Source organism: Cryobacterium sp. AP27 (assembly GCF_056680495.1).
On record NZ_CM155285.1, the window covers coordinates 2,040,382 to 2,063,957 of the forward strand.

At 66.7% G+C, this 23,576-nt stretch carries 22 protein-coding genes and 1 tRNA gene; 9 read left to right on the plus strand and 14 right to left on the minus strand.

The genetic code is table 11. The features are described 5' to 3' along the window. Positions 1-3: 3 nt before the first annotated feature. From AC1MB9_RS09750 to AC1MB9_RS09760, 3 genes are all read right to left on the minus strand, one after another. A complete protein-coding gene (locus AC1MB9_RS09750) occupies positions 4-1,083 on the minus strand; it encodes an AAA family ATPase (protein ID WP_479961764.1) in 1,080 nt (359 codons plus the stop codon). Continuing rightward, positions 1,080-1,568: a pantetheine-phosphate adenylyltransferase gene (gene coaD / locus AC1MB9_RS09755; RefSeq protein WP_479961765.1), complete on the minus strand. Its 489-nt coding sequence runs from the start codon at positions 1,566-1,568 to the stop codon at positions 1,080-1,082. Before coaD ends, AC1MB9_RS09750 begins: the two co-directional genes overlap by 4 nt. 75 nt (positions 1,569-1,643) lie before the next feature. Next, complete coding sequence (locus AC1MB9_RS09760) at positions 1,644-3,842, minus strand: ATP-dependent DNA helicase RecG (protein ID WP_479961766.1); 2,199 nt, start codon at positions 3,840-3,842, stop codon at positions 1,644-1,646. 67 nt (positions 3,843-3,909) lie between these two features. Here AC1MB9_RS09760 and rsmD point away from each other — a divergent pair, with 67 nt between their 5' ends. Further along, positions 3,910-4,491 carry a 16S rRNA (guanine(966)-N(2))-methyltransferase RsmD gene (rsmD, locus tag AC1MB9_RS09765; protein ID WP_479961767.1) on the plus strand — a complete coding sequence of 194 codons (582 nt, stop codon included), beginning with the start codon at positions 3,910-3,912 and terminating at the stop codon, positions 4,489-4,491. Positions 4,492-4,592: 101 nt separating this feature from the next. Here rsmD and AC1MB9_RS09770 read toward each other — a convergent pair whose 3' ends face one another. Together AC1MB9_RS09770 and thiL are read right to left on the minus strand one after the other, a co-directional pair. Further along, on the minus strand, positions 4,593-6,071 hold the full coding sequence (locus AC1MB9_RS09770) for a DUF222 domain-containing protein (RefSeq protein ID WP_479961768.1): 1,479 nt from the start codon (positions 6,069-6,071) through the stop codon (positions 4,593-4,595). A 153-nt stretch (positions 6,072-6,224) separates the two neighbouring features. Further along, positions 6,225-7,232 (minus strand): thiamine-phosphate kinase, encoded by a 1,008-nt coding sequence (gene thiL, locus AC1MB9_RS09775; RefSeq protein ID WP_479961769.1) that lies wholly within the window; start codon positions 7,230-7,232, stop codon positions 6,225-6,227. Between the two features lie 24 nt (positions 7,233-7,256). Between thiL and AC1MB9_RS09780 the strand changes: the two genes are divergently transcribed. After that, a complete protein-coding gene (locus tag AC1MB9_RS09780; protein WP_479961770.1) occupies positions 7,257-7,760 on the plus strand; it encodes a DUF3515 family protein in 504 nt (167 codons plus the stop codon). Positions 7,761-7,893: 133 nt separating this feature from the next. Then, positions 7,894-8,547, plus strand: coding sequence for an IMPACT family protein (locus tag AC1MB9_RS09785; protein ID WP_479961771.1), 654 nt, complete (start codon positions 7,894-7,896; stop codon positions 8,545-8,547). A gap of 24 nt (positions 8,548-8,571) precedes the next feature. Here AC1MB9_RS09785 and AC1MB9_RS09790 read toward each other — a convergent pair whose 3' ends face one another. The 9 genes from AC1MB9_RS09790 to AC1MB9_RS09830 all read right to left on the minus strand — a co-directional run bounded on the left by AC1MB9_RS09790 (position 8,572) and on the right by AC1MB9_RS09830 (position 17,481). Beyond that, entirely contained in the window at positions 8,572-9,672 is a 1,101-nt protein-coding gene (locus tag AC1MB9_RS09790) for a D-alanine--D-alanine ligase family protein (RefSeq protein WP_479961772.1), read from the minus strand. Beyond that, a complete protein-coding gene (locus AC1MB9_RS09795) occupies positions 9,575-10,699 on the minus strand; it encodes an NAD(P)H-dependent glycerol-3-phosphate dehydrogenase (RefSeq protein WP_479961773.1) in 1,125 nt (374 codons plus the stop codon). The genes AC1MB9_RS09790 and AC1MB9_RS09795 overlap by 98 nt, the downstream gene beginning before the upstream one ends. Beyond that, entirely contained in the window at positions 10,689-11,498 is an 810-nt protein-coding gene (locus AC1MB9_RS09800; protein ID WP_479961774.1) for a lysophospholipid acyltransferase family protein, read from the minus strand. Before AC1MB9_RS09800 ends, AC1MB9_RS09795 begins: the two co-directional genes overlap by 11 nt. A gap of 7 nt (positions 11,499-11,505) precedes the next feature. Continuing rightward, the gene (murA, locus tag AC1MB9_RS09805) at positions 11,506-12,834 is read right to left on the minus strand and encodes a UDP-N-acetylglucosamine 1-carboxyvinyltransferase (RefSeq protein ID WP_479964618.1); all 1,329 of its coding nucleotides are present in this window, start codon (positions 12,832-12,834) and stop codon (positions 11,506-11,508) included. Positions 12,835-12,926: 92 nt separating this feature from the next. Next, positions 12,927-13,538: a 3-isopropylmalate dehydratase small subunit gene (gene leuD, locus AC1MB9_RS09810; RefSeq protein ID WP_479961775.1), complete on the minus strand. Its 612-nt coding sequence runs from the start codon at positions 13,536-13,538 to the stop codon at positions 12,927-12,929. 2 nt (positions 13,539-13,540) lie between these two features. Next, on the minus strand, positions 13,541-15,001 hold the full coding sequence (gene leuC / locus AC1MB9_RS09815) for a 3-isopropylmalate dehydratase large subunit (protein WP_479961776.1): 1,461 nt from the start codon (positions 14,999-15,001) through the stop codon (positions 13,541-13,543). A gap of 174 nt (positions 15,002-15,175) precedes the next feature. After that, positions 15,176-15,964, minus strand: a complete 789-nt coding sequence (locus AC1MB9_RS09820; protein WP_479961777.1) for a PP2C family protein-serine/threonine phosphatase — start codon at positions 15,962-15,964, stop codon at positions 15,176-15,178. 132 nt (positions 15,965-16,096) lie between these two features. Continuing rightward, complete coding sequence (locus tag AC1MB9_RS09825) at positions 16,097-17,122, minus strand: TerC/Alx family metal homeostasis membrane protein (protein ID WP_479961778.1); 1,026 nt, start codon at positions 17,120-17,122, stop codon at positions 16,097-16,099. Between the two features lie 283 nt (positions 17,123-17,405). Then, a tRNA-Glu gene (locus tag AC1MB9_RS09830) sits at positions 17,406-17,481 on the minus strand. A gap of 120 nt (positions 17,482-17,601) precedes the next feature. On the opposite strand from AC1MB9_RS09830, the gene AC1MB9_RS09835 reads away from it, so the two are divergent. From AC1MB9_RS09835 to AC1MB9_RS09860, 6 genes are all read left to right on the plus strand, one after another. Continuing rightward, on the plus strand, positions 17,602-18,288 hold the full coding sequence (locus AC1MB9_RS09835; RefSeq protein WP_479961779.1) for an MBL fold metallo-hydrolase: 687 nt from the start codon (positions 17,602-17,604) through the stop codon (positions 18,286-18,288). Between the two features lie 114 nt (positions 18,289-18,402). Next, positions 18,403-19,149: an ABC transporter ATP-binding protein gene (locus AC1MB9_RS09840; protein ID WP_479961780.1), complete on the plus strand. Its 747-nt coding sequence runs from the start codon at positions 18,403-18,405 to the stop codon at positions 19,147-19,149. After that, positions 19,146-20,438, plus strand: a complete 1,293-nt coding sequence (locus tag AC1MB9_RS09845; RefSeq protein WP_479961781.1) for an ABC transporter permease — start codon at positions 19,146-19,148, stop codon at positions 20,436-20,438. The genes AC1MB9_RS09840 and AC1MB9_RS09845 overlap by 4 nt, the downstream gene beginning before the upstream one ends. A gap of 22 nt (positions 20,439-20,460) precedes the next feature. Next, positions 20,461-21,072: a TetR family transcriptional regulator gene (locus AC1MB9_RS09850; protein ID WP_479961782.1), complete on the plus strand. Its 612-nt coding sequence runs from the start codon at positions 20,461-20,463 to the stop codon at positions 21,070-21,072. A gap of 80 nt (positions 21,073-21,152) precedes the next feature. Then, positions 21,153-22,985: a chloride channel protein gene (locus AC1MB9_RS09855; protein ID WP_479961783.1), complete on the plus strand. Its 1,833-nt coding sequence runs from the start codon at positions 21,153-21,155 to the stop codon at positions 22,983-22,985. Positions 22,986-23,045: 60 nt separating this feature from the next. Next, positions 23,046-23,555, plus strand: coding sequence for a MarR family winged helix-turn-helix transcriptional regulator (locus AC1MB9_RS09860; protein ID WP_479961784.1), 510 nt, complete (start codon positions 23,046-23,048; stop codon positions 23,553-23,555). The last annotated feature ends 21 nt before the right edge of the window (positions 23,556-23,576 follow it).

Genomic DNA, 23,576 nt, shown 5'->3' on the forward strand with positions numbered 1-23,576 from the left:
CCGTCAGGGACGCTCGGGGGTGCCGACCGGCACAACGGTCGCCGCCAGGATCCGGCGGATGACCTCCTCGATGAGGGGCCCGCTGTCCTGGTGGTGATGGCCGAGGGCACGGCTCGTGGGCACGAGCCGATGGCCAAGCACCGCCACGGCCAGGGAGTCGACATCGTCGGGAAGCACATAGCCGCGCCCGAACAGTGCCGCCTGGGCCTTGGCGGCGCGAATAAGCTGAAGGGTGGCCCGGGGGCTTGCTCCCAGCCGCAGGTCCCGATCGTCTCGAGTGGCCCGAACGATACCCACGGCGTATTCCTTCACTGCGGCCGAGGCGAACACGCCCCGCGCCGCGTGCATCATGGCACGGAGTTCCGCTCCGGAGACGACGGCACCGATGAGGGTCAGCGGGCTGCTGGTGTCTCGGGAATCCAGCATCGCGAGTTCGGACTCCGTGTCGGGGTACCCCATGGAGATGCGTGCCATGAAGCGGTCCCGTTGGGCCTCGGGGAGGGCGTAGGTGCCCTCCATTTCGAGGGGATTCTGTGTGGCCATCACGGTGAAGGGCAGCGCGAGCGGATACGTCGTGCCATCGACCGTGACCTGGCGTTCCTCCATGCATTCCAGCAGAGCGGACTGTGTCTTGGGGCTCGCCCGGTTGATCTCGTCACCGATGACGATGTTGGCGAAGACCGGCCCCGGTTTGAATTCGAAGTGGCGATCGGCCTGGTTGTACACGGAGACGCCGGTGACATCGGAGGGCAGCAGGTCCGGCGTGAACTGGATGCGGCTGACCGTGCAGTCGACGGAGCGGGCGAGCGCCTTGGCGAGCATGGTCTTGCCGACGCCGGGCACATCCTCGATGAGCAGGTGCCCCTCGGCGAGGAGAACGGTGAGCGCGGTGAACACGGCGGCGTTCTTACCGTCGATGACGCGCTCCACGTTGCGCCTGATCGCTTCGCCCGCGGACTGCAGTTCGCGCAGCGAGAGCGGGGGCTCCTCGGGAGCGGATGCGATTTCCTCACGACCGTGGCCCACCACGACGCGCGATCCGGCGACGGTCGGGGTGGGCACCTGGGATGAGGAAGGGGTCATACGGTGGCTTTTTGGAGGTAGTCGGCGACGGCCCGGGGCACATAAGGGGCGACATCCCCGCCGAGGGCGGCCACCTGGCGCACAAGCGAACTGGAGACGTACGCGTTGGCCGGGTTGGGCAGCAGGAACACGGTTTCCACCGAAGCGAGGTTGCGGTTCACGATCGCCATGGGTGTTTCGTAGGTCACGTCGATCTGGGAGCGCACACCCTTAACGAGCACGCTCGCCCCCACATCCATGCAGTAGTCGACGAGCAGGCCGACGCTCCACGACGCGACGACGATGTTGGTGGGAAGCCCGGCTTCTTTGATCGCCTGCTCCAACAGCGCGACCCGCTGGCTGATGGGGAGCAAGGCCGATTTGTCGGGATTGTGCACGACGAGAACGTGGAGTTCATCGAAGAGGCCGGCGGCGCGATCAATCACATCCAGGTGACCAAGGGTGACGGGGTCAAATGAACCAGGTACGACGGCGATCCTGCGCATATAAATACCCTAGCGCCCCTCGAGGGTGGCCGTAAGCGGGGCCGTGAAGGGAGGCCGATCACAGCGTCCGGAGCCTCAGCTCTTGCTCAGCCAGGTGCGTTCCGACTCATCGAGGCGGCGGCCGACGGCATCGCGCAGCGCGGGGTGCGTGCGCAGCTCGGGATCGCCGCGGACGAGCTCGAACGCAGCGTCACGGGCCGCCTCGATGATGTCCCGGTCGACGGCGACGCGCAGGAACCGCAGACTTGAGTTCACGCCGGACTGGGTGTCGCCGAGCACGTCGCCCTCCTGCCGCAGCCGCAGGTCCAGGTCCGCCAGTTCGAAGCCATCGAGGGTGCTTTGCACGGCGTCCACGCGTTCCCGCGACACCCCGCCGAGGGCCGCGTCGGTCACCAGCAGGCAGAGACCCGGCACCGCCCCGCGCCCCACACGCCCCCGCAGCTGGTGCAATTGCGACACACCGAATCGATCGGCGTCCATCACCACCATCGCCGAGGCGTTGGGCACGTCCACACCCACTTCGATCACGGTCGTGGCAACGAGAACGTCGATCTCCCCGGCCGCGAAGGCGCGCATGGTCTGGTCCTTCTCCTCGCTCGTCATGCGACCGTGCAGCGCCTCGATGCGGTGGCCCCGCAGCAGGGTGGTGCCGCGCAGACCGGCCAGCGTGGTCTCCACATTGGTGAGGGCCTTCGGCGCGTCCTCCGGAGGAAGGGCAACGCTCTCGGCTCCCTCCTCCACCTCCTTCGGAGCGATGGCCGGGCACACCACGAAAGCCTGACGCCCGAGGGCCAGTTCTTCTCCGATGCGCTTCCAAATGTTCCAGAACCAGTCGGGGTGCTCGGCGAGCGGCACAACAACAGTCGTGATGCCCTGGCGCCCGGTGGGCAGAATACGGATGACGCTCACGTCCAGGTCGCCGAAGACGGTCATCGCAATGGTGCGCGGAATGGGTGTGGCGGTCAGCACCAAAACATGCGGCGGCAGGCTGCCCTTGAGCCGCAGGGTTTCCCGCTGATCGACGCCGAAGCGGTGCTGCTCGTCGATGACGACGAGGCCCAGGTCACAGAAAGTGACGTTGTCGCTCAGCAGCGCGTGCGTGCCGATGACGATGCGTGAGCGCCCGGACACCACCCGAAGCAGCGCCTTGCGTTTCTCGGCGACCGGCAGCTTGCCCGTGAGCAGCGTCGGCATCAGCTCGGCAGCGAGTTCGGGCCCGAGCATCGCCGTGATGGAGCGAAGGTGTTGCCCGGCGAGCACCTCGGTGGGGGCGAGCAGTGCGGCCTGGCCGCCACTTTCGGCCACGGCGAGCATCGCCCGCAGGGCAACCACCGTCTTGCCGGATCCAACCTCGCCCTGGAGCAGCCGGTTCATCGGCGCCGTGTCGGAGAGCTCGACGGCGATTTCGGCCGCCGCGATCTCCTGGTCCACGCTGAGCACGAACGGAAGCGAAGCGTCGAAGCGTTCCAGAAAACCACCCGGCGCCGGTAGTCGCGGGGTGGTGTGCTGCTCTCGCGCTTTCGTGTGCTTCTGCGCGAGGGCCGCCTGAAGTACCCACGCCTCGGTGAAGCGCAGCGTGTCCCTGGCGGCCTGCCACTCCTCGGGGAGCTCCGGGCGGTGAATGAGTTGCAGCGCCTGCTTGTGACCAAGCAGGCCGCGTTGGAGCCGAAGCGCGTCGGGCACCGGGTCGTCGATATCGCCCAGGTGCGGCAGCACGAGGTCGATGGAGCGCTCGAGGATGAGGCTGGTGACCGAGGCCGTGGCGGCGTAGATGGGGATGAGTGGTCGCTGCAGCCGCTGGTTTTCCGGGTCTTTTTCGGCTTCCTCACGCTCACCGTCAAATGTGCGGTACACGGGGTGTGCGAGCTGCCGGGCGCCGTTGTATTCGGAGACCCGGCCGGAGAAGATTCCCTTCACGCCGGGGGCGAGCTCCCGGGTGCGCCAGTCCATTCGGGTCTTGCCGAAAAAGGTGAGCGACAGCGTTCCCTGACCGTTCCGAATCTTGACGGACACGATCCAGCCCTTGCGGTTCTTCATCTCGCTCTGCGTGGACGAGACCACTTCGGCGGTGATGGTGACGTACTCGTTCAGCGGCAACAGCCCGCTGGCCGGGTCGACCTGACCGCGGTGCACGTAGCGACGCGGGTAGTGCCCGAGCAGGTCGGCCACGGTGAGCATGCCGAAGGCCTTGGTGAGGGCGGTGGCGGTCGGTTTGCCCAGGGCAAGCACGAGAGAGGTGTCGAGGGTGAAGGTGGACTCACTCGATCCGGTCATGACTCAATCGTAGGCGTGACCGCCGACAGCCTCCTCGACGGCACGTGCAACGTAGGCTTAGCGCATTATGACGCGAATCATCTCCGGGTTTGCCGGCTCCCTCACCCTGTCGGTTCCCAAGTCCGGTACGCGCCCCACCAGCGACCGCGTTCGGGAGGCGATTTTCTCGGCCCTCGACGCCCGCGATGCCCTGGCCGGCACCCGCGTGGCCGATCTGTACGCCGGGTCGGGAGCCCTCGGCCTTGAGGCCGCCAGCCGCGGGGCTCGCGCGGTGACGCTCGTGGAGAACGGCTTCGGCGCCGCGCAAATGTGCCGCAAGAACAGCGACGCGGTCAAGCGCGCGGCACCCAAGGGCACTGATCTCACGGTCAAGGTGGCCGCACAGTCCGTGCAGTCCTTTCTGGCCGCGACGCCCGACGGGTTCGACGTGGTGTTCATCGACCCGCCGTACGACCTGGGCGAGACCGAACTCACGCACAACCTGTCCGCTCTCGCACCGCTCCTGTCGGAGGATGCGCTCGTCATTGTTGAACGCAGCTCCCGCTCCCCCGAGCCCGAGTGGGGTCCCGGCCTCGAATTCGAGCGGCGCAAGGACTACGGCGACACCACGGTTTGGTACGCCGGCCCGATCGAGCCCGCCCACGACTAGCCCTCCGCGCAGGTGGCCACGCGGCGATGGAACCGGGCGCATTCGGCCGCCAGGCACCGAGCAAACTGGAGACCGGGTCAACGACCGCGTCTGGTGCTGGTTCAGGCCTGTCGGTGCAGCGGCGACCCCGATGTCAGTGGTGACCTGCCGGCCAGCCGGATCGGCGTGCGGGTGGGGTCGGCCGCCTCGGGTGGGGTCAGCCAATACTCGGGGCCGATTCGGGTGATCTCCCACCCGTCGTTGTGCAACCGGAGGTGGTCTCGGGCGCAGAGCAGAATGCCGTCATCGAGGTTGGTGAGTCCGCCCTCAGCGTTCCACCCATGCAGGTGATGGGCCTCGCAGTGGCTGGGTGGACGGTGACAGTCCGGCCACCTGCACCCGCCGTGTCGAAGTGCCAGGGCCGCGCGTTGCGCCTGCGTGAAGAGCCGCTGTTCCCGTCCGACGTCGAGCACGGTGCCGGCCCTGCTGAACAGCACCGGGATGAAACCGGCGTTGCAGATCGACCGGTCGATGGTGGTCGTTGGGATCGCGTCCGGGGTTCCTTCGATGAACCCGTCCGTCAGATCCAGGTGGCCCGAGGCACCACGCGAGGGTGTCGGTGCCGGAGAGTCTGTCGCAGTGACAATGAGCTTCACCGACGGGCGAATGCGGCCGAAGAGGGTGCCGGGGTCGGCGGCCGCGGCGACCTTGATCACCTCGATCAGTGCCTCGGCCGCAATCTGGTCCGTGGAGCGGGGGTCGTCGATGATGCGGTGCGCGCGTTCCTTCTCGCCCTTCTCCACAAACCTCGGTCCGCCGGTGCGGGGGCCGGTCATCTGCAGCAGGAAGTCCTTGAAATAGGCGCCGCTTTCCGGGTCCAGTTCGAAGGTGCCGTGCAACATGCCGTCGGGCTTGTCCCACACCCGCAGGTATTGCCGGGCGCGCATGGCGTCGGCCCGGGACGCGACACCCGCGGCATCAATCGAGTCCCGGCACTGCCGCGCGGCCTTCGCGGCCTGGTCGGCGTTCCCGGTGCGGCACTGGGCGATCAGGGCAACGACCGCGTCGGCGAGCATCGCTTCGGTCACCCCGATCGCCGGTTCACCGAGGCCCCGACGAATCGCCGTCGCGGATTCGGTGCTGAGGGTTCCGTCGGTCACGGCGGCGCCGAGCGGAGCGAACCACGGCACATGCACCTCGAGTGGCGGGGCCTCAGGGTGAGCGAGAGCCAGCAGATCGGCCTGCTTCTGGCGTTCCCGGGCGGTTTCGGCTTGGGTGGCCATGGTGCCGGCCTCGATCAGGCGGCGGGCGTCGGCTTTCGTGGTGCCGCCCCCTCCGCCCAGGGACTGAACGTAGTCCTCTGCGCTGGGGTAGCCCTTCTTGCGGGCAAGGCCCTCACGGCCGAGCTGCCAGTCGGAGCGGGCGGCGACGTTCGCCGCCGACAGGGAGAGGTAGGCGGCGACCTCGCGGGAGAGCCGGGCGATGGCCCGATGGGTGGTCTCCGACTGATCATCGGAGAGCTCCGCGAACGACGCCGCGGATATGTTCGATCGGGCCAGCGACCCGGTCAAACCAACGAAAACACCGTCAATGGTGGTCATGAAACAAGTGTGACAGCAGCCACCGACATTGGCCGGGGCCCGATGGATGTGCTCGCCTTCGGTGGTGCATCAGAGTCATACGGACGCCCCGGCCTCATCGATACGCACCCGGCCAGGGGCTACGCCACAATCGTTCTGGCCGGGTTCGGCGAGTCACCCGGCCTGGCCGTCCCAGCCGCGGTAGGGGTCCCACCCGCCCTGGGTGTGCGGTTCGCCGTCCACCAGCACCTCACCCGCGGCCGCGGTGACGGAACCGAGGGCGCGGAATCCGTCGGGGAGGCTCACCTGCGGGGGGAACGTCGCGAGCAGACCGTGGTCTTCGCCTCCGCCGAGGGCAACCTCCACGCGTGCACCGAGGGCGCTGGACGCAAAGTCGATGCCGACGTTGCTCGCGCGAGCGATACGGCCGGCATCGATCGCCAGGCCATCGGAGACGTCGAGCATCGCCGTCGCCCCGGCGCGAGCCGCGGCGGGGCCGCATTCCAGCGGCGGTACGGGAGTGAGCTGCGCGGCGATCTGTTCGGGGTATTGCAGCTTCGCTGCTCGGGCCCGGTCGGCGTCGGGAACACCGGTATCGTCCACGCCGAAGCGAAACAGGATCTCGAGGCCCAGCCCCGCCTCCCCCAGTCGTCCGGCCAGCGCCACGACATCGCCGACGCGCGCGCCGGATCGTCGGACGGGCGCACGCCCCTCCAGGTCGCCGAACGCCGTCACGGCGAGGGTGAGGGCGTCGGAGGCGGACAGGTCGCCGCCCACGACACCGCAGCCGGGAGCGAGCGCCTCGCAGCATTCCCGCAGCCCGTCGGCGATCCCCTCGAGCACCGAGACGGGCGTCGACGGCGGGGCGGCGATCGCCACGACGAGGGCGGTCGGTCGCGCGCCCATGGCCGCAACATCGGACAGGTTCGTGGCCGCCACCTTCCACCCGAGATCGCGAGGCGTTGACCAGGCGAGCCGAAAGTCCGGGCCCTGGATCATCATGTCCGTCGTCACGACGAAACGGCCGTCGGGGGCCGCGACGACCGCGGCATCATCTCCCGGGCCGAGCAGCTCGGCGGAGGAGGCGGGGAGCCGGGGAAAGATGCGCTCCAGCACTGCGATCTCGCTCACATCGTTGAGCGTCTCGGTCGAACGTGCACTCTCGTCGGCAGCAATTATCATGCTTCAAACGGTAGCCTGAATGTGATGATTCCCCGATCCACGGCCGTGCGCTCCGCCGCCGCCGCTACCCTGGTCCTCGGCACGCTCCTGCTAGCCGGGTGCGCGGCCGCCGTTCCCCTGGAGCCGGCGGCCGACGCCGCGAATCCGGCCTGCGCTGATGTCATCGTGCACCTGCCGGAGGCGGTATCCGATCAGCCCGAACGCGAGACGAACGCGCAGGCAACAGGCGCCTGGGGCGACCCGGCAACGGTGCTGCTCCACTGTGGCGTGCCGGTTCCCGGGCCGACAACGCTGCCCTGCCTGAGCGTCAACGGCATCGACTGGATCGAAGATGACTCGGACGCGCCCCGGTACCGGTACACGACCTACGGCCGCGACCCCGCCGTGGAAGTCGTGATCGATTCGACCGCCGTCAGCGGCACCAACACGCTCGTCGACCTGGCCAGCGCCGTCTCCGGCATCGCGGCCACGGCGGCATGTGTCGGCGCCGAAGATGTGGCCGTTCCCACCCCGACCACAGCCCCGTAGCGGACGCCGGCGTCGCCGGCCGTCCTGCGTGACCAGCCGTCCGGGCCGCACGCACCGTCCGGCCGAGGGCCGCCTATGGTCACGCGGCCCTGCCGGGTGCGCGCGCCTCGAGCGGATGCGGGAGACTGGGCGTATGCCCGATCTCACTGTGCACGGCGGCGCCGGCAGCCGAGTTGACGCCGAGATCGAGGTGAAGCGATCCAGATTTCTGTGCCGCCTGGTCAGAGCCGAGACAGAAGATGCCGCGCGCGCGGCGATCGACGGGGCACGCAAGGAGCACTGGGGCGCCCGCCATCACTGCTCGGCATTCGTGCTCGGACCCACCGGCTCGCCCGACCAGGTGCGCCGCTCCAACGATGACGGCGAGCCGTCGGGAACCGCGGGTCGCCCCATGCTCGAGGCGCTGTCCGGACGCGGCTTCGTCGACTGCGTGGCTGTGGTCACGCGCTATTTCGGGGGCACCCTTCTCGGCGCCGGCGGCCTCGCGCGCGCCTACTCGGATGCCGTTCTGACCACAATCGACAAGGCCCAGGCTCTGGGCCTCGTCGTGGAACGCGAACGCCGGGAACGGTTCACGCTCGCCCTGTCCCACGCGGATGCCGGTCGCATCGAGGCCGAGCTGCGCCAACGCGGGGTCCTCGTCCTCGGCACCGATTACGGGCCCGAGGCGGTGCTGCATCTGGCCGACGACGACTCCGCGCGGCTCGCCGCCATCGTGGCCGCCGTCACGGCCGGAGGCGCCGAGCTGGAGACGCAGGGTCACGAATGGGTCGACGTCGAACGGTAGTCGGCCCGGCCGGCGTTGCGGCGTTTAGGAGCCGTGCCTGTCGTGCGCGAGAGCGACGGCGATGAGCTCGTCAATCAGCTGCGGGTAGGTGTAGCCGCTTGCCAGCCAGCAGCTCGGAAACATCGAGATCGGCGTGAATCCGGGCATGGTGTTGATCTCATTGATCACCCAGCCGTCGCTCGTGAGGAAGAAATCCACCCGGGCGAGTCCGGCGCCGTCGATCGCGTCGAACGCGCGAATGGCCATCCGCTGCATCTCGGCGAGTTCGTCGTGGCTGAGAACGGCGGGGCACACGAGCTCGACGCCCCCCGCGCCCAGGTATTTGGCTTCGAAGTCGTAGAAGTCGCGGCCGGTCACGACCACCTCTCCCGCGACGGATGCCCTGGCCGGTTCCCCCGGTCGGTCCTGCAGCACCGCGACCTCGAGTTCGCGGCCGCTGAGGCCCGCCTCGATGAGCACCTTGGTGTCTTCGGCGAGACCAACGGCCATCGCGTCGGCGAGTTGCTCGGCCGAGGACACCCGGCTGACCCCCACGCTTGACCCGGCGCGGGCGGGTTTGACGAACACGGGTGCGCCGAGTTCTTCGAGCGCCGCGTAAGCCATGCCGGGGGCGTCGGCCCAATCGTCAGCCGTGATGGTGCGCCATGGTGCAACCGGCAGGGAGGCCTGCTGAAACACGGTCTTGGTGAAGTGCTTGTCCATGCCGAGCGCCGAGGCCAGCACGCCGGAGCCCACATAGGGCAGGCCCAGGAGTTCGAGCATGCCCTGGATGGTGCCGTCCTCACCGAACGGTCCGTGCATGATGGGGAAGACCAGGTCGATGGTGCCGAGCGAGCGTGAGCCGTCGGTATCCGTGACGGTCAGTTCCCGGCTGCTCGTGCTGTCCGGCCACTGCACCCGGCTGCCGTTGTCGACGACCTCGGGAAGTGCCGAGCCGTCGAGGACGAACCTCGTCGGGTCGTCTTCTTCGAGAACGAAGGCACCCGCGCGCGTGATGCCCACGGGGATGACACGGTAGCGATCGCGATCAATCGCTGCCAGGACCCCGCCCGCCGTTGCGCAGCTGATCGAATGTTCGCTTGAACGCCCCCCAAAGAGCAGCACTACCGTGAGCTTGTCCATCATTCGTCCTTTCGCCCTGCGGTTCGCTGGAATCTGTGGTGAGGTGCGGGGCGATGTCCCGCGGGTTCAGCGTGCCGTCGAGCACCTGGCGAACCTGTTCGACGATCGGCATGGCGACCCCCTTGGCCGCGGCGAGCTCCAGGACCGGTTTGACCGACGCGAGCCCCTCCGTGGTTTGTTGCATCTGCTTGACCACATCGTTGATGCTGTACCCCTGCCCCAGAAGCCGCCCGGCCGTGTTGTTGCGCGACAGCGGGGACTGGCAGGTGGCGATGAGGTCACCGAGCCCGGCCAGGCCGGACAGTGTTTCCGGGTGCGCGCCGTACGCCACCGCGAAATCGGTCATCTCCACGAGTCCTCTCGTGATGATCGAGGCCTTGGTGTTCTCCCCGAACCCGACGCCGTCGACGATTCCGATGGCGACGGCGATGAGATTCTTCAACACCCCGCCGAATTCGGTGCCGATGACGTCGGTGTTCACATACGAACGAAAATACTTGTTGGTGGCGAGCTTCGCCACGGCCTGCGCCGTTTCGAGGCTGATCGACGACACCACGGCGCCGGTCGGCTGTTCCTTGGCGATTTCGAGGGCCAGGTTCGGCCCGGAAATCACGGCGATGCGTTCCGGCGCGATCGGGAGCACCTCCTCGATCACCGTACTCATCCGCATGCCGGTGCTGCGTTCGACGCCCTTCATGAGCGACACGATCACGGCGGTGGGCGCCAGGAACGGCTCGGCGAGGATCAGGTTCTCGCGCAGGGACTGGCTTGGCACCGAGACGAACACGTACTCGGCGCCGGCGAGAGCCAGGTCGAGTCGGGAGGTCGCGCGCAGCCCGATCGGGAGGTTGATTCCGGCCAGGTAGTCGCTGTTGCGACGCGCCTCGGAAATCTCCTTCGCGAGTTCGGGCCGGCGGGCCCACAGCACGACATCGGCTCCGCCGTCGGCGAGGATCTTCGCGAAGGTGGTGCCCCAGCTGCCCGCTCCGAGTACGGCAACGCGGGTGCCGGGTAGAATCTTAGGCTTCAAAACGGCCGGTCTCTTTCTGATTGTGTTCGGCCGGGTTCCAGCGCTTGACCGGGGCCTTCTCACTCCGCAGGTCTTCGAGCAGACCGGTGATGGCGCTCATCACCACGGCCGTGGCCTCGTTGAGCGTTGCCGTGTCGAGGCTGCGTTCGCGGAACGCGCTCAGGTCGACCGGGTCGCCGATCTTCACCGAGATGGTCTTGCGTGGAAAGAAGCTGATCTTCTTGGAGTATCGCTCCATCACATGCTGGGTTCCCCAGTGCGCGGCCGGCACGATGGGGATGCCCTGCTCGAGGGCGATCCGTACAGCACCGGTTTTGCCGCGCATGGGCCACAGCTCCGGGTCACGCGTGAGCGTGCCCTCGGGGTACACGACCACCATCTGGCCGCGTTCCACGAGCCGCTGCGCGGCCTTGACCGGTTCGCTGCCGCGCACCGACCCGCCGCGCTGCACGGGAATCTGGCCCGAGCTGCGCAGGATCCGTCCCACGATGGGGATGTTGAAGACGGATGCCTTCGCCAGGAACCGAGGCTGGCGTCCGAGCTTCCACGACACAACGCCCATGACCACGGGGTCGATTTCGCTGTAGTGGTTGGGCGCGAGCACGAACGCTCCGGTGCGGGGGAACTTATCGCCGTCGACGATTCTGAAGCGCGCGGCCGCGTTCATCGTGGGCAGCAGAATTCCGGCGAGGATCCAAAACGCCGAGGGGCGGCTCTTTTCCGATCGGAAAAAACTCGGTGACGGTGAAACTGCGGCTCTCTTCTCGGCTGGGTTGTGGTCGGGGTTGTCGTCTGGCACAGACCCATTATCCTTCGAGATCGAAGTCCGCCCCCAAAAGCTGCAGCTTGGCGATGAAATTCTCGTACCCGCGGCTGATGATGCCCACGTTGCTGACCGTCGATGTGCCGTCGGCGCTGAGCGCCGCGATCAGGTGGCTGAAGCCGCCGCGAAGGTCGGGAACCACAATGTCGGCGCCGTGAAGCTTCGTCGGGCCGGTGATGACGGCCGAGTGGTTGAAGTTGCGCTGGCCGAAGCGGCACGGGTGCGCCCCGAGGCATTCGCGGTGAATCTGGATCGTGGCGCCCATGTCCTGCAGCGCGTCGACGAAACCGAACCGCTGCTCGTACACGGTCTCGTGCACGATCGACGTGCCATGCGCCTTGGTAAGAGCGATGACGAGCGGCTGCTGCCAGTCCGTCATGAAGCCGGGGTGAACATCCGTTTCGATGATGACGGGCTTGAGGTTTCCGCCCGGGTGGTAGAAGCGGATGCCATCGTCGTGAATGTCGAAGGCACCGCCGACCTTGCGGAACACGTTGAGAAACGTGAGCATCTCGGGCTGGCGGGCGCCGCCGACGAAGATGTCACCCTCGGTTGCCAGGGCCGCGGCGGCCCAGCTCGCGGCCTCGTTGCGGTCGAACAGGGCACGGTGCGTGAACCCGTCGAGCCGTTCGACACCCTCGATGCGGATGACCCGGTCGGTGTCGACCGTGATGATGGCGCCCATCTTCTGCAAGATGTGGATGAGATCCATGATCTCGGGCTCAATGGCGGCGTTCTTGAGCTCGGTGATGCCCTCGGCACGCACCGCGGTGAGCAGCACCTGCTCCGTGGCGCCGACGCTCGGGTAAGGAAGTTCGACCTTGGCGCCCTTGAGCCCGTTGGGCGCCGACATGCGGATGCCGTTGGGCTGCTTCTCCACGACGGCACCGAACGTGCGCAGCACGTCGAGGTGGAAGTCGATCGGGCGGTCGCCGATGCGGCAGCCACCGAGGTCGGGGATGAATGCCTCACCCAGACGGTGCAGCAGCGGTCCGCAGAACAGAATCGGAATGCGGGAGGAACCGGCGTGGGCGTCGATGGCGGCGAAGTGCGCGCTTTCCACGTCGACCGGGTCGAGGATCAGGTCGCCGGGTTGGTCGCCCTCGGTGACCTTGACGCCGTGTACCTCGAGCAGGCCGCGCACGATGCGCACGTCACTGATGTTGGGCACGTCCTTGAGCAGGCTCGGGGTTTCGCCCAGAAGCGCGGCGACCATGGCCTTGGTGACGAGGTTCTTCGCGCCCTTGACTTCAATGCGCCCCACCAGGGGAATGCCACCACGGATGGTGACCTTGTCGGCGGTCAGTCCCACGGCGGCGCCGTGGTTCTGACCGCTGCCGCGGTTCTGCGCTGACTCGTCGAGCGCGGCGTCAGGCTGCGCGTCGTTGGTGAGTGTGCTCAAAATTACCTGCCTTGTGGAGAGAGTGCGGGGAGCGTGCGTGGAAGCCACGCCGGCCGCACCGATTCGAATTCTGCAATTCGCGCTTCGTCGCGCAGGGTCAACCCGATGTCATCGAGACCTTCGAGCAGCCGCCATCTAGTGTATTCGTCGATGACAAACGAGACTGTGAGATCGCCGACACGCACAGTTCGGGACACGAGGTCCACCGTCAGTTCGAGTCCGGGGTCCGACTCGATCACCGTCCACAGGGTCTCGGCGTCTTCCTCGGTGATCTGCCCGGCCAAAAGGCCTTGCTTACCAGCATTACCGCGAAAGATATCGCCGAATCGAGGGCTCAGCACCACGTCGAAACCGAAGTCGCGCAGGGCCCAGACGGCGTGCTCGCGGGAGGATCCAATGCCGAAATCGGCGCCCGCCACGAGAACGCGTCCGCCGGCATAGGACTTCTGGTTGAGTACGAATTCGGGGTCGGAACGCCACGCGGCGAACAGGGCGTCCTCGAATCCGGTGCGCGTGACCCGCTTCAGGTAGACGGCAGGAATGATCTGATCGGTGTCGACATTGGAACGGCGCAGCGGGACGGCAATGCCGGTGACGCTCGTGAATTTTTCCATGATTACTTGTCTCCATCCGAGGTGGCGTGCTGCGAGAGATCCCACGGTCCGGAGAGCGTGCCGCGGATCGCCGTTGCTGCGGCCACGAGCGGCGACACCAGGTGCGTGCGACCGCCCTTGCCCTGACGGCCCTCGAAGTTGCGGTTGCTGGTGGAGGCGCAGCGCTCCCCCGGTGCGAGCTGGTCGGGGTTCATCCCGAGGCACATGGAACAGCCGGCAAAGCGCCACTCGGCACCGAAATCGGTGAAAATCTTGTCGAGGCCCTCGGCCTCGGCCTCGATGCGCACCCGGGCTGAGCCGGGAACCACGAGCATCCGCACGCCATCGGCGATGCGTTGCCCCTGAATCACCTCCGCGGCGGCACGCAGGTCTTCGACCCGGCTGTTGGTGCAGGAGCCGAGAAAGACGGTGTCGACGTGGATGTCTTTCATGGCGGTTCCGGCCGTGAGATCCATGTACTCGAGTGCTCGTTCGGCCGCGGAACGCTCGTTGGCGTCGTCGATCGTGGCCGGGTCGGGCACGGAGCCGCTCAGCGACACTCCCTGGCCGGGGTTGGTGCCCCACGTTACGAAGGGCTCCAGCTCGGCGGCATCGACGATGACTTCCGCGTCGAAGCTGGCACCGTCATCGGTCGCGAGTGTGTCCCAGTAGGCCACGGCCGCGTCCCAGTCGGCGTCGCGCGGCGCGTGGGCGCGCCCCTCGAGGTAGTCGTAGGTGACCTGGTCGGGTGCGATCATTCCGGCGCGCGCGCCGGCCTCGATCGACATGTTGCAAATCGTCATCCGGGCTTCCATCGACAGCGAGCGGATGGCTTCACCGCGGTATTCGAGAACGTAGCCGGCTCCGCCGCCGGTCCCGACCCGCGCGATGACGGCGAGGATGATGTCCTTGGCGGTGACGCCCTCACGCAGGGTGCCGTTGACGGTGATCGCCATGGTCTTGAACGGGTTGAGCGGCAGTGTTTGGGTGGCCATCACATGCTCCACCTCACTCGTGCCGATGCCGAGGGCCATCGCCCCGAAGGCGCCGTGGGTGGACGTGTGCGAGTCGCCGCAGACCACGGTGATGCCGGGCTGGGTCAGTCCGAGCTGCGGTCCGACGACGTGCACGATGCCCTGCTCGATGTCACCGAGGGAGTGCAGGCGAACCCCGTATTCCTCGCAGTTGCGGCGCAGCGTCTCGATCTGCGTGCGACTGGTCAGGTCGACGATCGGCTTGTCGATCGCGAGCGTCGGAGTATTGTGGTCCTCCGTGGCGATCGTAAGGTCGGGGCGTCGCAGGGGCCGACCGGCGAGGCGCAGGCCGTCGAAGGCCTGGGGGCTCGTGACCTCATGCAGCAGGTGCAGGTCGATGTAGATCAGGTCGGGCGTACCGTCTTCGCCCTTGGCCACGAGATGGTTGTCCCAGACCTTTTCGGCCAGGGTTCGCGGGGCAGCGGTAGGAGTGGTGGTGTCTGTCGTCATGTCTGTGCGTCTTCCTCACGAATAGATAGCAGCCGACGCTGAACGCCGCGACGAGAGAGGCCTCAGAGTTGGGTCTCGCCGCGGCACAGAAGAAGAAGTCGACCTACCAGCATTTCTAGAGGGTAACACTTCGGCGGCCCCGGCTGCATGCGACAGGGCCCGTCGGAACCGGTTTCAGACGTCGTAGCGGGCCTCGATGAACACGACACTCACGTTGTCGCGGCCGCCGCGCTCGAGGGCCTCGTCCACGAGCACATCCGCGAGGTCACGGGCGTCCTCGTCGCTCGGGGCGTGTGATTTCAGGATCTCCGCGATTTCGCCGGGTTCGAGTTCCTTGGTGAGGCCGTCCGAGCAGACCAGGAACGTGTGGTGACCGGATGCCGGCAGCAGCCACACATCGGCATCGACGTACTCGTCCGCGCCGATGGCGCGGGTGATCACATTGCGCTCCGGATGCTTTTCGGCTTCCTCGAGCGTGATCAGGCCCGCATCGAACATCTCCTGCACCGCCGAGTGGTCGACGCTGAGCTGGTGGAGTTCGTCTCCGTCCCAGGTGTAAATGCGGGAGTCTCCCACGTTGAAGGCCATCCAGTGGTAGCCCACGTCGTCGCCCGCGTCCACGAGCGCCACTCCCGCCAGGGTTGTGCCGGAGACGGCGGCGCCGTAGTCATCGACGGCGCTGAGGTCGCGCACCGCGTCGTTGGAGGAATGGATGGCGTCGAGGATTCTCTCCGGGGTGGACGGCACATCGCGTTCGATGTGTTCGTCAAAGACGCGCACGACGGTCTGGCTTGCCACGTCGCCCTGCGCGTGCCCGCCCATGCCGTCGGCGACCAGAAAAACCGGGGACTGCGCCATCACGCTGTCCTCGTTGATCTTTCGCACGCGTCCCACGTCGGTGCGCGCGCTGTAGCGGCATACCGCGGTACCACCCGGAAGAGTGATTTCGCTCACACCGGTCACGGGAGCGTGCACCTTAGAGTTCCCAAGCTGACCCGCATCCTTCTCGCGTTCGAACACTCTCGTACTCGAACGCGGCGTCGTCGTGCGTCCTGGTGGACGGCAGCAATAACCGTACCAAGTCGACGGGGTGTTCTAGTGCTCGATCGGCTCGGAGATCTCTTCGGAGAGGGTGTGGCCGCGCGTGCGGGCGTCGTGACGCGCCTTGATGAGGCTCGCGATCGTGGCCAGGGCCATCGACCCGATGATCACGCCCAGGGAAGTCCACGTGCCGATTTCCGGGGCCCATTCCACGCCGTGGCCACCGTTGATGAAGGCGACCTCGTTCGTGTGCAGGGCGTGCAGCACGAGCTTGACGCCGATGAAGGCCAAGATGGCAGCGATGCCGTACTTGAGGTATTCCAAGCGTTCCAGGAGCCCGCCCAACAGGAAGTACAGCTGGCGCAGTCCCATCAGCGCGAAGACGTTCGCGGTGAAAACGATGAACGGGCTCGTCGTGATGCCGAAGATCGCGGGGATGGAGTCGAGCGCGAAGATCAGGTCGGTGGTGCCGATGGCCAGAAAGACGATGAGCATCGGGGTGAAAATCTTCTTGCCGTCGACGAGCGTGCGCACCCTGGAACCGTCATAGGTCGACGAGATCCTGATTCTGCGGCGCAGCAGGCGGATGAAGCCGTTCTCCTGGTCTTCGTCCTCCTCCTCGTTGTTGAGCGCCTGGCGGATGGCCGTATACAGCAGGAAGGCCCCGAAGATATAGAAAATCCAGCTGTAGCTTTCGATGAGCTGGGCTCCGAGCAGAATGAAGATTCCGCGCAGCACGAGGGCGATGATGATGCCCACCATGAGCACTTCCTGCTGGTACTTCCTCGGCACGGAGAAGCGCGCCATGATGATGACGAAGACGAACAGATTGTCGATGCTGAGGCTGTATTCGGTCAGCCAGCCGGCGAGGAATTGTCCGGCGTGCTCCGCGTCGCCGAGAATCAGCATCAGCATCGCGAAGATGAGTGCCAGCCCCACGTAGAAGGCCACCCAGAGCGTGGCTTCCTTGATCGAGGGGACGTGGGGGCGTTTGTACACGAGAAGGAGGTCGGCCACGAGAATGAGCGTGAGCACGATGAGCGATCCGGCTTCAAACCAGATGGGGAGAGCGAGTTCCACGGGGGCCTTTCACAATGACGGGGTGCCGAGAACGGCATTGAACCCGAAAGTCTCTCCCGCGTCGCCTCCTGGGGAAGCAACACCACCGCGACCGGGGCTGCAACTGTGGAGCCCGTATTGACGATCACGACATAGGGCCCGATCGGGCCCTTAGGGATACTCCCCTTCGCTCCGGAAATCATAACAGGGCGCGGCCGCGTGCACCGACGGGAAAGGTTGGATGTCCCGGTGCCGCGGACAAAGAAATAGCCCGGTCCCCTTCCATGGGAAGGGAGCCGGGCGATGGTGACCCCAGCGGGATTCGAACCCGCGTTACCGCCGTGAGAGGGCGATGTCCTAGGCCGCTAAACGATGGGGCCGTTTTTGCAACTTTATGAGTATGCCACACGATTTGTGCGCAACCAAACCGAGGGCACCCTCGGCTGAACGAGTGGCTGATCCCTGTTGCGCGCGCGCCTGAATGGGTATTAGCTCGGGTCATGAAACTGACCAAGCTCGAGCATGCCGCCCTCATCCTCGACGTCGGAGGCCAGAAGCTCTACATCGATCCGGGGTCCTTCACCACGGCACTGACCGAGACGGCGGGCGCCGCGGGCATCGTGATCACGCACGAACACCCCGACCACTGGACCCTGGCGCAACTACGCCGCATCTTTGAGATGAATGAGGACGTGCCCGTCTACGCCCCCGCCGGCGTCGCGACGGCTGTGGCCGCGGCCGTCGCCGCGGCATCCGCTGATGAGAACGAGCCGCACCGTCCGACGCCACACATCACTGTGGTGCGTGACGGCGACACGGCGACCGCCGGTCCGTTCTCGCTCCGCTTCTTCGGCCGCACCCATGCCGTGATTCATGAGTCCATCCCCGTTGTCGACAACGTGGGGGTGCTCGTGAACGATGAGCTGTATTACGCCGGTGACTCCTTCACAATTCCCGCCGACGTCGACGTTCCGACGCTCGCCGTGCCCGCCGGGGCCCCCTGGTTGAAGATCAGCGAGGTCATCGACTATGTTCTCGCCGTGCGGCCGCAGCGAAGCTTTCCCACCCACGAGATGGTGCTCTCCCGTGCGGGAAAAGACCTGTCCAACGCGCGCATCAAGGCCGCTACGGAACAGGGCGGCGGCACGTTTTTCCCGCTTGAGCCGGGTGATGTGCTCGACCTGTAGGTGAACTCCGGTTGAATTCCCCTCGATCTCAGCATATTTGCAGCTTCTGCAATTTAGAGTGCAGTTACTGCAAAACACCGGTCCGCGGTGACACACAACTGAGAACGGGGCACCATGCAAGCCGAGTGGGTAATCGATGCGCGCGATCTGGAGAAATCCTATGGGTCGGGGGCGAGTCGCTTCGACGCCCTCAAGGGAGTCTCCCTGCAGGTGGCGCCGGGCGAAACCGTAGCCATCGTCGGAAAAAGCGGATCCGGCAAGTCCACGCTCATGCACCTGCTGGCACTGCTGGACGCGCCCGACGCCGGCACGCTGCACGTGGCCGGCCAGGATGCCGACGCCCTCTCCAGGAGGGACGTCAATGAGCTCCGCAACAAGGAATTCGGCTTCGTCTTCCAGCAGTTCTTCCTGACTCCCAACGTGAGCGTTCTCGACAATGTGACCCTGCCGCTGAAAATTGCCGGCATCGGCGGCAAGGCTCGCCGTTCGCGGGGCATGGAAGTCTTGCGTCAGCTCGAACTCGACGACAAGGCCGCCAAGAAGGCCACGACGCTGTCCGGCGGCCAGAAGCAGCGCGTCGTCATCGGACGCGCCCTGGTCAACAACCCTCGGGTGATCTTCGCCGACGAGCCGACGGGCAACCTCGACACGGCGACCGGCCGCGTCGTGGAAGACATCCTGTTCGACCTCAACCGCGAGCAGGGCATCACGCTGGTCATCGTCACGCACGACGAAGAACTCGCCGCGCGCTGTGACCGCCAGATCTACATCCGCGACGGCGTCATCTTCAACGAGACCCGGTCGTCCCCCGCTCACACTGGCGCGCACGCCGCCGTCAACAACACAGGAGGTGCGGCATGAGAGTCACCGACCTCGTCGCCACCGCGATTTCGAACACCTTTCGCAGCAAACTACGCACCACGCTGACGGTTCTCGCCATCTTCGTGGGAGCCTTCACCCTCACGATCACCACCGCCGTCGGCGCCGGCGTTTCCCAATACGTCGACACGCAGGTGGGCTCCCTCGGCGCCGCCGATGTGTTCATCGTCACGCCGAAAGCGGATGACGCTCCGGCCGATTCCGGACCCGTCGAGTACGACCCGGCCACGTCCGGCGCAGCGGCCGGAGGCAACTTCGGCCCTCCCGGCGCGACATCCGCGCTGTCTGACGCCGACCTGGCGACCATCTCCGACACGGACGGCATCCAGTCCGTCGACCCGATCCGTGCTCTCGCACCCGACTACGTGGTCGCCGATGACGGCACGAAATACGAGTTCACGATCAACGCGGCCTCCGGCGTGACCACCGCCGACCTCACGGCAGGGGCACAGCTCGACCACGGGTCGAGCGAATTGCAGATCATCCTTCCCGACAGCTATGTGACGCCGCTCGGATTCCCGTCCGACGCGGCAGCCGTGGGCTCCACCGTGCAGATCGGCATCACCGACGTGCTCGGCGCGCAGCAGACCGTGGACGCCACGGTCGTCGGCGTCTCTCTCGAAAGCATCCTCGCCTCCGGAGCCGGAGCGAACGCCGCCCTGACCACCGAACTCGCGACCGTACAGTCGGCGGGTATCGACACGGGGGCGGCCCGCTACGCCGGGGCGACGGCGCGCTTCGACGACAGCCTCTCCCCCGACGCCGTGCTCGCACTGCAGGCGACCCTCGCCGATGACGGCTACAGGGCCAACACGGTTGCCGACCAGCTCGGCACGGTGCAGACCGTCATCACCGGCATCGTCGGCGTGCTCAATGCCTTCGCTGTAATCGCGCTCATCGCCGCCGCGTTCGGCATCATCAACACCCTGCTGATGAGCGTGCAGGAACGCACGAGGGAAATCGGCCTGATGAAGGCCATGGGAATGGGCGGCGGCAAGGTCTACATGCTGTTCAGTCTCGAAGCCATCGTGATCGGATTCCTCGGCAGCGCGCTCGGTGCGGGGGTCGCCATCGGAGCGGGGTCGATCCTCAGCAACGTTCTCTCCACCGGCCTCCTGGCCGACCTCCCGGGGCTCAATATCCTGCTCTTCGAACCCCTCTCCGTGGCACTCATCATCCTGCTGGTGATGGCAATCGCTTTCCTGTCGGGCACCCTCCCCGCCCAGCGAGCGGCGAAGGCCAACCCCATCGAGTCCTTGCGCTACGAATAGAATCGAAGGACGAGGAGAACCCATGACCACGACTCTCCGCGAGGAGAAACATCGGGCGACCCGGCAACGGCTGGAACGCAATGCGGTTTCCCTCGTCCTCGAGCACGGCTTCGACCGCGTCACCGTTGACATGATCTGCGAGGCGAGCGGAATCTCGCAGCGCACCTTCTTCAATTACTTCAAGACGAAGGAAGCGGCCGTCCTCGGCGCCGAACCGCCCGCCATCGATGAGGGCAAGGCCAGGTCCTTCATCGCGGCAGACGGGCCGGACCTGCTGGTCGAAGTCCTGGCGCTCGTGACCGCAAGCACCATAATCGTCGGTCGCGACGAGAAGCTGTTCGCCGACCGGATGCGACTGTTCGAAACCAACCCCCAGTTGCTGCTCAAGCAGATGGACCGGATGAACAAGATCACGGCCGAGGTCGGGGAGCTCATCTTCCTGCGTCGCCGGCGTGAAGCCGGACCGGGGGGCGACGAGACCGAGCTGCGCGACCAGGCGAATCTTCTCACCCACGCGATGCTGGGCGTGATGCGCTACACGGCCACGCGCTGGACCTGCGCGGAGGGCGCGGAACGGGCCGAAACGCTCGCGTCCACGTCCGAGTTGCTGCGACGCACTCTGCGAGCGCTCTAAGCAAGCGGGCCCCCGGCTTCGCCGCTCCACGGCTGGTGGTAGCGTTCATAGGTGCCGTACTACATATATTGCAGTGACTCATGCATGGGCGACGTGTCGTGACCGCCCACGACGACCGCCCCCGGCGCTGGTTCGTACCCGGCGCGGGGATGCTCACTCGTCCGCGGCTGGGAGGCACATCGTACGAGCTGGCGCTCATGGCTGTGGTCGTCGGCGCGGGTGCGGGGCTCGCGTCGGTGGCTTTCCGCTCGCTGATCACCACCGCGACCCAGATCTTCACCGGAACCACTGACTACTCCGCCACCCAGGGTCACCCGGCGCACCCGTGGCTGCCCTGGGCCGGCGGCCTGTTCGTTGTGCTCGCCCCCGTTGTCGGCGGGCTTCTGTACGGCCCGTTGGTGCAGCGCTTCGCCCCGGAGGCCCGCGGCCACGGTGTCCCCGAGGTCATGTACGCGGTCAGCCAGCACGGCGGTCGCATCAAGGGTCGGGTGGCCGTGGTGAAAGGTCTCGCCTCGGCCATCTGCATCGGTTCCGGCGGGTCCGTCGGGCGCGAGGGCCCGATCGTACAGATCGGTTCCGCGCTCGGCTCCTGGCTGGCCGGCGTCTTCCGGATGCCGGAATCCCGGGTGAAGGCGCTGGTCGCCTGCGGTGCCGCCGGAGGGATCGCCGCCACGTTCAACGCCCCGATTGCCGGTGTGTTCTTCGCTCTGGAGCTCCTGCTCGCGGACTTCGCCGCCGGCTACTTCGGCGCCGTTGCGCTCTCGGCGGTCACCGCATCCATCATCGGTCGGGCGATCCTCGGCAACGACCCCTTCCTGGACCTGCCGGCCTTCACCATCACCTCAGCCGCCGAGTACCCCCTCTTCATCCTGCTGGGGCTGCTGGCCGCGGTCACGGGCATCGGCTTCACGCGCATTCTCTACAAGATCGAGGACCTCTGCGACTGGGCCTGGCGCGGTCCGGCGTGGCTGCGCCCGGCCGCCGGCGGGCTGCTGCTGGGCCTGCTGTTGTTGGTGCTGCCCCAGATGTACGGGGTGGGATACCCCGTCTTGCAGGCGGGGGTCGCCGGCACCTACACAATCGGCTTCCTGGTGGTGCTGCTCGTGGGCAAGATGATCGCGACGAGCCTGACCATCGGCATCGGCGGCTCCGGCGGTGTCTTCGCCCCTTCACTGTTCATCGGCGCGATGCTGGGTGCGGCGTTCGGGGAAATCGCCGGACTGCTCAATCCCGATCTCCAGGGCCAGGTCGGTGCGTTCGCCCTCGTGGGAATGGGGGCCGTGTTCGCCGGTGCCGCTCGCGCCCCGATCACCGCGGTCATCATCATGTTCGAACTGACCGGGCAATATTCCATCATCCTGCCGCTGATGCTGGCCATCGTTGTCGCCACCGGCGTGTCCAAGGTGCTCAGCCCCGACACCATCTACACGCTCAAGTTGCGTCGACGCGGCGTCGACCTGAACCGCCACCCCGGCACCGAGGCGCTACGCAGCACGCTCGTCAGCGCGGTCATGGACACGTCCGTGCGTTCACTGCCGGAGGACCTCACCGTCGCGGAAGGCGCCCGCCGGCTGCTCGCCTCCGGCCACCCGGCACTGCCGGTCACCGACGCGTCCGGCCGACTCGGCGGCATCGTCACCGTGCACATCCTCGCGGAAGTTCTCAGCAATGACGAGGACAAGGACCGCATCCGCCTGTCCGCCGTCGCCGAGATGCCCGCCACCGTGCGCCCCGCGGCGAGCCTCAAATCTGCCCTGGACGCGGTGCTGGAGTCTTCGGCCAGCGCCGGGGTGCCCGTCGCCGATGCGGACGGCCTCCTGCACGGCTGGCTCAGCCAGGAATCGGTGCTGCGGATCCTGTCCGGACCCGGGTCCGATACCGCGCCGGCGGTGCCGCAGCCCGGGGGCGTGTGACCGCCCACCCGCGTGCCCGTCGAATGCATGATTCGCGGCAATATTTGTAGGATGGCAAGCATGAAGACGACCGCCGCCTCGCCCAGGGAACCCGGGAATCCGGGAACCAAGCGTCACAGTGATGCCGTTCTCGATAGCTCATTGACGGCATCACGGGCGTTGCTGGGCGTCATCGCCCGGTCACTGGCGCCCGTGATGGACACCGTCACGCTCCCCCAATTTCGGGTTCTCGTGGTCTTGTCCAACTTCGGGTCGATGCGGATGGGCCAGCTGGCCCTGCACCTGGGTGCGAATCAGTCCAGCTTCAGCCGGTTCGCCGACCGCATGGTCGCGGGCGGGCTGATCGCGCGCTCCACCAGCCCGGACAACCGCCGAGAGGTCATCATTTCCCTGACGGACGACGGCTCACGCGTATACGCCGAGGTGACCGACTCGCGCCGGAGGGAGATCTCCCTGGTTCTCGAGAAGCTCTCCCCCGCCGAGATGGATGCCGTGCAGGCCGGCTTTGACGTGTTTGCGCGCGCCGCCGGTGAGCCCACCTCGGGCGAGACTCTCATTCTGGGGATCTAGCGGCGGCACCGACACCCTCGG

What these genes read in the sequence shown, in the direction of transcription:
- AC1MB9_RS09850 (WP_479961782.1), top strand. Translation starts at nt 20,461, where the DNA reads ATGACCACGACTCTCCGCGAGGAGAAACATCGGGCGACCCGGCAACGG.
- AC1MB9_RS09750 (WP_479961764.1), bottom strand. Translation starts at nt 1,083, where the DNA reads ATGACCCCTTCCTCATCCCAGGTGCCCACCCCGACCGTCGCCGGATCG.
- AC1MB9_RS09840 (WP_479961780.1), top strand. Translation starts at nt 18,403, where the DNA reads ATGCAAGCCGAGTGGGTAATCGATGCGCGCGATCTGGAGAAATCCTAT.
- AC1MB9_RS09835 (WP_479961779.1), top strand. Translation starts at nt 17,602, where the DNA reads ATGAAACTGACCAAGCTCGAGCATGCCGCCCTCATCCTCGACGTCGGA.
- AC1MB9_RS09780 (WP_479961770.1), top strand. Translation starts at nt 7,257, where the DNA reads ATGATTCCCCGATCCACGGCCGTGCGCTCCGCCGCCGCCGCTACCCTG.
- leuC (WP_479961776.1), bottom strand. Translation starts at nt 15,001, where the DNA reads ATGACGACAGACACCACCACTCCTACCGCTGCCCCGCGAACCCTGGCC.
- AC1MB9_RS09855 (WP_479961783.1), top strand. Translation starts at nt 21,153, where the DNA reads ATGCATGGGCGACGTGTCGTGACCGCCCACGACGACCGCCCCCGGCGC.
- AC1MB9_RS09760 (WP_479961766.1), bottom strand. Translation starts at nt 3,842, where the DNA reads ATGACCGGATCGAGTGAGTCCACCTTCACCCTCGACACCTCTCTCGTG.
- AC1MB9_RS09790 (WP_479961772.1), bottom strand. Translation starts at nt 9,672, where the DNA reads ATGATGGACAAGCTCACGGTAGTGCTGCTCTTTGGGGGGCGTTCAAGC.
- thiL (WP_479961769.1), bottom strand. Translation starts at nt 7,232, where the DNA reads ATGATAATTGCTGCCGACGAGAGTGCACGTTCGACCGAGACGCTCAAC.
- rsmD (WP_479961767.1), top strand. Translation starts at nt 3,910, where the DNA reads ATGACGCGAATCATCTCCGGGTTTGCCGGCTCCCTCACCCTGTCGGTT.
- AC1MB9_RS09860 (WP_479961784.1), top strand. Translation starts at nt 23,046, where the DNA reads ATGAAGACGACCGCCGCCTCGCCCAGGGAACCCGGGAATCCGGGAACC.
- AC1MB9_RS09785 (WP_479961771.1), top strand. Translation starts at nt 7,894, where the DNA reads ATGCCCGATCTCACTGTGCACGGCGGCGCCGGCAGCCGAGTTGACGCC.
- coaD (WP_479961765.1), bottom strand. Translation starts at nt 1,568, where the DNA reads ATGCGCAGGATCGCCGTCGTACCTGGTTCATTTGACCCCGTCACCCTT.
- AC1MB9_RS09770 (WP_479961768.1), bottom strand. Translation starts at nt 6,071, where the DNA reads ATGACCACCATTGACGGTGTTTTCGTTGGTTTGACCGGGTCGCTGGCC.
- leuD (WP_479961775.1), bottom strand. Translation starts at nt 13,538, where the DNA reads ATGGAAAAATTCACGAGCGTCACCGGCATTGCCGTCCCGCTGCGCCGT.
- AC1MB9_RS09845 (WP_479961781.1), top strand. Translation starts at nt 19,146, where the DNA reads ATGAGAGTCACCGACCTCGTCGCCACCGCGATTTCGAACACCTTTCGC.